This is a genomic window from Streptomyces sp. NPDC002817, assembly GCF_053592055.1.
The window spans coordinates 35,526-41,780 of sequence record NZ_JBSFUY010000003.1; the positions used below are offsets into that span (position 1 = coordinate 35,526).

Annotated in this window: 6 protein-coding genes; 2 read left to right on the forward strand and 4 right to left on the reverse strand. The window is 69.3% G+C overall.

All coding sequences use genetic code 11. The features are described 5' to 3' along the window. Positions 1 to 85 precede the first annotated feature (85 nt). Both ACWD3I_RS06090 and ACWD3I_RS06095 read left to right on the forward strand, forming a co-directional pair. Positions 86 to 1,192, forward strand: a complete 1,107-nt coding sequence (locus ACWD3I_RS06090; protein ID WP_365408936.1) for a Leu/Phe/Val dehydrogenase — start codon at positions 86 to 88, stop codon at positions 1,190 to 1,192. 308 nt (positions 1,193 to 1,500) lie between these two features. Continuing rightward, positions 1,501 to 1,758 (forward strand): DUF3073 domain-containing protein, encoded by a 258-nt coding sequence (locus ACWD3I_RS06095; protein ID WP_365408933.1) that lies wholly within the window; start codon positions 1,501 to 1,503, stop codon positions 1,756 to 1,758. 87 nt (positions 1,759 to 1,845) lie between these two features. On the opposite strand, the gene purM is transcribed toward ACWD3I_RS06095, so the two are convergent. The 4 genes from purM to ACWD3I_RS06115 all read right to left on the reverse strand — a co-directional run bounded on the left by purM (position 1,846) and on the right by ACWD3I_RS06115 (position 5,962). Continuing rightward, positions 1,846 to 2,913, reverse strand: coding sequence for a phosphoribosylformylglycinamidine cyclo-ligase (gene purM, locus ACWD3I_RS06100; RefSeq protein ID WP_365408930.1), 1,068 nt, complete (start codon positions 2,911 to 2,913; stop codon positions 1,846 to 1,848). A gap of 59 nt (positions 2,914 to 2,972) precedes the next feature. After that, positions 2,973 to 4,502 (reverse strand): amidophosphoribosyltransferase, encoded by a 1,530-nt coding sequence (gene purF / locus ACWD3I_RS06105; protein ID WP_266890411.1) that lies wholly within the window; start codon positions 4,500 to 4,502, stop codon positions 2,973 to 2,975. Between the two features lie 160 nt (positions 4,503 to 4,662). Beyond that, the gene (locus tag ACWD3I_RS06110) at positions 4,663 to 5,115 is read right to left on the reverse strand and encodes an META domain-containing protein (RefSeq protein ID WP_365408927.1); all 453 of its coding nucleotides are present in this window, start codon (positions 5,113 to 5,115) and stop codon (positions 4,663 to 4,665) included. A gap of 49 nt (positions 5,116 to 5,164) precedes the next feature. Beyond that, positions 5,165 to 5,962 (reverse strand): maleylpyruvate isomerase family mycothiol-dependent enzyme, encoded by a 798-nt coding sequence (locus tag ACWD3I_RS06115; RefSeq protein WP_365408924.1) that lies wholly within the window; start codon positions 5,960 to 5,962, stop codon positions 5,165 to 5,167. Positions 5,963 to 6,255: the final 293 nt, after the last annotated feature.

The following is a 6,255-nucleotide window of genomic DNA, read 5'->3' on the forward strand; positions in this document are numbered from 1 at the left end:
CCAGGCTCTAATCTCATGCTCACAGCGCCCGCCACCCTTACGGGAGCTGGTCCCAACCGCCGCTCTTTACCCAGGAGTCACCACAGTGACCGACGTATCAGCCGGCGTCCTGCACACCCTGTTCCACTCGGACCAGGGCGGTCATGAGCAAGTCGTGCTCTGCCAGGACCGTGCCAGCGGCCTCAAGGCCGTCATCGCCATCCACTCCACCGCGCTGGGCCCCGCGCTCGGCGGCACGCGCTTCTACCCGTACGCGACCGAGGAGGAGGCCGTCGCCGACGCCCTGAACCTCGCGCGCGGGATGTCGTACAAGAACGCCATGGCCGGCCTGGACCACGGCGGTGGCAAAGCCGTGATCATCGGCGACCCGGACTCGATCGAGCCCCCTCAGAAGACCGCGCTGCTGCTCGCCTACGGCCGGTTCGTGGCCTCGCTCGGTGGCCGCTACGTCACCGCCTGCGACGTCGGTACGTATGTGGCCGACATGGACGTCGTGGCGCGCGAGTGCCGCTGGACGACCGGACGTTCCCCCGAGAACGGCGGCGCCGGCGACTCCTCCGTGCTGACGTCCTTCGGCGTCTACCAGGGCATGCGCGCCTCCGCCCGGCATCTGTGGGGCAGCCCCTCGCTGGCCGGGCGGAAGGTCGGCATCGCGGGCGTCGGCAAGGTCGGCCACCACCTGGTGGAGCACCTGCGGGCCGAGGGCGCCGAGGTCGTCGTCACGGACGTCCGCGAGGAGGCCGTGGGGCGGATCCTCGCCGCGCATCCGACGGGTGTGACGGCCGTCGCCGACACCGCGACCCTGATCCGCGCCGAGGGGCTCGACATCTACGCCCCCTGCGCGCTCGGCGGCGCCCTCAACGACGACACCGTCCCCGCGCTGACCGCCAAGGTGGTCTGCGGCGCCGCCAACAACCAGCTCGCCCACCCGGGCGTGGAGAAGGACCTCGCCGACCGCGGGATCCTCTACGCGCCGGACTACGTGGTGAACGCCGGCGGGGTCATCCAGGTCGCCGACGAGCTGCACGGCTTCGACTTCGAGCGGTGCAAGGCGAAGGCGGCGAGGATCTACGACACCACGCTCGCCATATTCGCACGTGCGAAGGCGGATGGAATCCCGCCGGCCGCCGCGGCCGACCGGATCGCCGAACAGCGGATGCACGAGGCGGCGGTGGCCCGCAGGGCGCGCTGATCGTCGTACTGGACACGCCGTTGCAGCGGCACGGCCGGTACCCGCCGACGGGCACTTAGAGAGAACTCTCACGTTCGTCGGCGGGTCGGCCGTCGAGAAGTGGTTAAAATCGCGGTTGACCAGCAGGGAAAGGGCACCCTGAGGGTTGTGGGTCCAGGCGCGTAGTGCGGGCGACGTACCGTACGGGCGTGGGCTCAGGTACCGTGGAAGCCCTACGGACCGGTCTCTCTGCGGAGAGCCCGTTCCAGATCATGAACGCGTGTCAAGACTCTGGGGCCACCGAGCCCCGTATCCGAGGGGGTCGAGCCATGGGGCGCGGCCGGGCAAAGGCCAAGCAGACGAAGGTCGCCCGCCAGCTGAAGTACAGCAGCGGCGGGACTGACCTGTCGCGTCTGGCCAATGAGCTGGGCGCTTCGACTTCGAACCAGCCGCCGAATGGCGAGCCGTTCGAGGACGACGAAGACGAAGAAGACGACCCGTACTCCCAGTACGCGGATCTCTATAACGACGACGATGAGGACGAGGACGACGAGTCCGGTCCCACGTCTCAACGCCGCGGCGCTTGACGCTCCAGCTGTGCTTCACCCGGTCCGATGTGGTCCACACCACCGGACCGGGTTTTGCGCTGCCGTCAGGCCGTCTTACGCGGCGCTCTAGATCGAGTACGTGCCGACCAGTTCCGCACCCGTGGTGTGGTCACCGCGGTCCGTGATCTCGCCCGCGACCCAGGCCTCGACCCCGCGGTCGGCCAGTGTCCTCAGGGCCACGTCGGCCGACTCCTCGGGGACGACGGCGATCATGCCGACGCCCATGTTGAGGGTCTTCTCCAGCTCCAGGCGCTCGACCTGACCCGTCCTGCCGACGAGGTCGAAGATCGGGGCCGGGGTCCAGGTGGAGCGGTCCACGATCGCGTGCAGCTCGTCCGGGATCACGCGGGCCAGGTTGGCCGCGAGACCGCCTCCCGTGACGTGGCTGTACGCGTGGACGTCCGTGGTGCGGGTGAGCGCCAGGCAGTCCAGCGAGTAGATCTTGGTGGGCTCCAGGAGCTCCTCGCCGAGGGTGCGGCCGAGCTCGTCGATCCGGGCGTCCAGGGACAGACCCGCCTCGTTCAGCAGGACATGGCGGACGAGCGAGTACCCGTTCGAGTGAAGACCGGACGCCGCCATGGCGATGACCGCGTCACCCGTACGGATACGATCCGGGCCCAGCAGCCGGTCGGCCTCCACGACGCCCGTACCGGCGCCGGCGACGTCGAAGTCGTCCGGACCCAGCAGACCGGGGTGCTCGGCCGTCTCGCCGCCCACCAGGGCGCAGCCGGCGAGGACACAGCCCTCGGCGATGCCCTTGACGATCGCGGCGACCCGCTCGGGGTGGACCTTGCCGACGCAGATGTAGTCGGTCATGAACAGCGGCTCGGCACCGCACACCACGATGTCGTCCATGACCATCGCGACCAGGTCATGGCCGATCGTGTCGTAGACACCCAGCTGACGCGCGATGTCGACCTTCGTGCCGACGCCGTCGGTCGCGGAGGCGAGGAGGGGACGCTCGTAGTTCTTGAGGGCGGAGGCGTCGAAGAGGCCGGCGAAACCGCCGAGGCCACCGAGGACCTCGGGGCGCTGGGTCTTCTTCACCCACTCCTTCATGAGTTCTACGGCGCGGTCGCCCGCTTCGATGTCGACGCCCGCGGCTGCGTAGCTGGCACCAGTTGTCTCAGACATGACGGTGAGAACTTTCGTGTCGTACTGCAGACGTATTCAAAAAAAGGCACAGCACGGGCTTACGGACGACGGATCGCGTCGGCCGCCGCCGTGGCTGCCGGGCCGGCGGCCAGCTCGGTCTCCAGGAGCTGCTTGCCGAGCAGCTCGGGGTCCGGGAGCTCCATCGGGTACTCGCCGTCGAAGCAGGCGCGGCAGAGGTTCGGCTTGGCGATGGTGGTCGCCTCGATCATGCCGTCGAGGGAGATGTACGCCAGGGAGTCGGCGCCCAGCGAGGTGCCGATCTCGTCGATGGTCATGCCGTTGGCGATGAGCTCGGCACGGGTCGCGAAATCTATGCCGAAGAAGCAGGGCCACTTCACGGGCGGCGAGGAGATCCGGATGTGGACCTCGGCCGCCCCGGCCTCGCGGAGCATCCGCACCAGCGCCCGCTGGGTGTTGCCGCGCACGATCGAGTCGTCGACGACGACCAGGCGCTTGCCCTTGATGACTTCCTTCAGCGGGTTCAGCTTCAGACGGATACCGAGCTGCCGGATCGTCTGGGAGGGCTGGATGAACGTACGCCCGACATAGGCGTTCTTCACCAGACCCGCACCGAACGGAATTCCGGACGCTTCCGCGTAACCGATCGCCGCCGGGGTGCCGGACTCCGGAGTCGCTATCACCAGGTCGGCCTCGACCGGGGCTTCCTTCGCCAGCTTGCGGCCCATCTCCACACGGGAGAGGTAGACGTTGCGGCCGGCGATGTCGGTGTCGGGGCGGGCCAGATAGACGTACTCGAAGACACAGCCCTTGGGCTTCGCTTCCGCGAATCGGGAGCTGCGCAGACCGTTCTCGTCGATGGCGATGAACTCGCCCGGCTCGATCTCACGGACGAAGCTCGCGCCGCAGATGTCGAGGGCGGCGCCCTCGGAGGCGACGACCCAGCCGCGCTCCAGGCGGCCGAGAACCAGCGGGCGGATGCCCTGCGGGTCGCGGGCGGCGTAGAGGGTGTGCTCGTTCATGAAGACGAGGGAGAAGGCGCCGCGGACCTGCGGGAGGACCTTCGGGGAGGCTTCCTCGATGGTCAGCGGCTTGCCGTCGTCGTCGACCTGGGCCGCGAGGAGCGCGGTGAGCAGGTCGGTGTCGTTGGTGGCGGCCACCCGGGTCGAGCGGCCGTTGGTGTCCTTGGGGAGGTCGGCGACCATCTCGGCGAGCTGCGCCGTGTTGACCAGGTTGCCGTTGTGGCCGAGCGCGATCGAGCCGTGCGCGGTGGCACGGAACGTCGGCTGGGCGTTCTCCCAGACGGAGGCGCCGGTGGTCGAGTAGCGGGCGTGACCGACCGCGATATGACCCTGGAGCGAACCGAGAGAGGTCTCGTCGAAGACCTGGGAAACGAGCCCCATGTCCTTGAAGACGAGGATCTGGGAGCCGTTGCTGACCGCGATACCCGCGGATTCCTGGCCCCGATGCTGGAGGGCGTAGAGCCCGAAGTAAGTGAGCTTGGCGACCTCTTCACCCGGGGCCCAGACTCCGAAGACGCCGCAAGCGTCCTGGGGGCCTTTCTCGCCGGGGAGCAGATCATGATTGAGTCGACCGTCACCACGTGGCACGTTCCCGAGTGTAGGCGAGGTCGACCACTGGTCCGAATTGGGGATACGTGCCTTTGTTGAGTCACCGGGCGGCGACCGCTTTGGCGGTTTTTTCGTTTTGGCTGGTCAGCGCGGTGGATCGACGGCCCTCCGGATATATGAGTGAGGTGTCGCACACCTCTCAGCCGGTGGACTCGGCGGACTCGGTCAGTCGCACTGTGTCTCCGCTCGCGGTGGTGAGCGTGAGGTGGTCGTCGGTGACGGCGGTCTTCAGGGCACCGCCGACGATGGTGTCGGCGAGGGTCTGCTCGAAGGTCATGACCGGTTTCTCGCAGGCCATCCTGGTGGTCGTGGCGTGGCTGAGCCGGATGGTGCCGTCCTCGGCGGTGGTGACCTTGGCGTTGAAGTGGTTGCAGCCGTAGTTGCCCGCGGCCTTGCCGTCCTTCATCTCCACGTTCGCCCCGTCGGGTGCCTTGTGGGTCTTGCCGTCCACGGTGACGCTGTCGACGCTCCAGTGGACTCCGGTGACGGGTTTCTCGGCGCCGACCGAACCGCTGCCCGCCTTGTCGGTGCCGCAGGCCGCGGCGAGCGGGAGCACGGTCAGGACCACGAGGATCAGTCGCTGTTTGTCCATGCCGATGGGACGGGAGGGGCGGGAGACCGGTTCCTTGTCGGCGGCCGGTTCACCCCATCAGGGGCAGCAATCCGCCAAGATCCGCCCGCTCACCACTGGCGCTGACCTTCGCGTCCTCGATCGCCTCCTGCCACGCCACCCGTCCGGTCGCGAGCCGGATCCAGGTCAGCGGGTCGGTCTCGACGACGTTGGGCGGGGTACCGCGGGTGTGCCGGAGCCCCTCGACGCACTGCACGACGGCGTAGGGCGGGATCCGCACCTCGGTCGAGCCGCCGGGGGCCTTCGCGGCGAGGGCGTCGGCCAGGAGGCGGGTGCAGGCGGCCAGGGCCTGGCGGTCGTACGGGATGTCGAGGCCCGGCACGGCGGCGTTCAGGTCGTCGGTGTGGACGACGAGTTCGACGGTGCGGGTGACCAGGTAGTCGGCGAGGGTCATGGCGCCGGTGCGGCTGCCGATGAGGCGGTCGCCGGGGGTCTGCGCGAGCTTGCGCGCGAAGCGTTCCTCGGTGTCGGCGTACAGGGCGGCGAGGTCGGGGTGGGCGGCGGCGAGGTCGCGGGTGCCGTCGTCGATGTCCTCCGCCCGGGGGGCGGTGGTGGAGGGCCACTCCAGGAGGGACAGTGCGGGCTTCTCCGGCTCGTCGCGGTCGAGGGCACGGCTGATCGTGTCGACGGCCATCGTGATGTGCGCGGCCAGGTCGCGGACGGTCCAGTCACCGAGGCGGGTGGGGCCCGCGAGTTGCTCCTCGCTCAGCGTGCCGACGGCCTGCCGCACGTGCCCGAACTGGGTGAGCACCGCGGTGCGGATCTTCGCGGGGTCGTAGGTGCGGGCGCGCTTCTTGGCCGGTGGCATGTGATCAAGCCTAGGTGGGGCGGTGGTTTGAGGTGGGGCGCATCGAAGATCTCGCGGTTGCGGGCGGACGGGTGGGCGGGCGGGTGCGGGCGTCGTTCGGGTGCGCCCTCGGATTCCTCGCCCCCGCCGCCCCTACCCGTCCCGTCCTCCAGGGGCTGCCGCCCCTTCGACCCCGCCCCAGGGGGCTCCGCCCCCTGGACCCCATCGGCCCGAAGGGCCTCGTCCTCAAACGCCGGACGGGCTGAAGCACAGGGGTGGGTGGGGGATCGGGACGGCGAACCCTCACCCCCGGA